Genomic DNA, 405 nt, shown 5'->3' with positions numbered 1-405 from the left:
GATGTTGCTGCAAAACACGCTTGCTTCGCAAGCACCCAACGTGATGTAAGCGCTGTTTTTCGGCCACGTATTTGACGTCTTCTGCGGCGGGATAGGCTCTGGGCAGCAGGTCGTCGATTGGCTGTTTGGGTGGCCGTTGACGATCCTTGTAAGGACTTCAGCGAGGTAGGCGTGTGGCTCGACACCGATGAGCTTGATGGGGTGGATGGCCTCCGCTCCCGGCATCACAGTGCCAAAGGCCAGTAATGATTCGGCTATAGCTATAGCGAAGAGGTCATCCATGGGCGAGATTACGACAGTTGGACTGGACATTGCCAAGCGGATTTTCGTGGCCCACTGCGCAGATGCGGCGGGGAATACGGTTCTGACGAAGAAGCTGCGCCGGGAAGAGGTTCACACCTTCTT

1 pseudogene is annotated in these 405 nt (G+C 56.3%); it reads right to left on the bottom strand.

Features of this window, described 5'->3' with window-relative positions:
* Window positions 1-61: 61 nt before the first annotated feature.
* A pseudogene (locus DY467_RS25870) lies at window positions 62-216 on the bottom strand (transposase domain-containing protein); the annotation flags it as partial.
* Window positions 217-405 lie beyond the last annotated feature (189 nt).

The sequence above is a fragment of the Rhodopseudomonas sp. BR0G17 genome, from assembly GCF_010907025.1.
In the GTDB taxonomy this organism is placed as follows: domain Bacteria; phylum Pseudomonadota; class Alphaproteobacteria; order Rhizobiales; family Xanthobacteraceae; genus Rhodopseudomonas; species Rhodopseudomonas palustris_H.
This window is presented reverse-complemented; position numbering and strand designations above follow the sequence as displayed.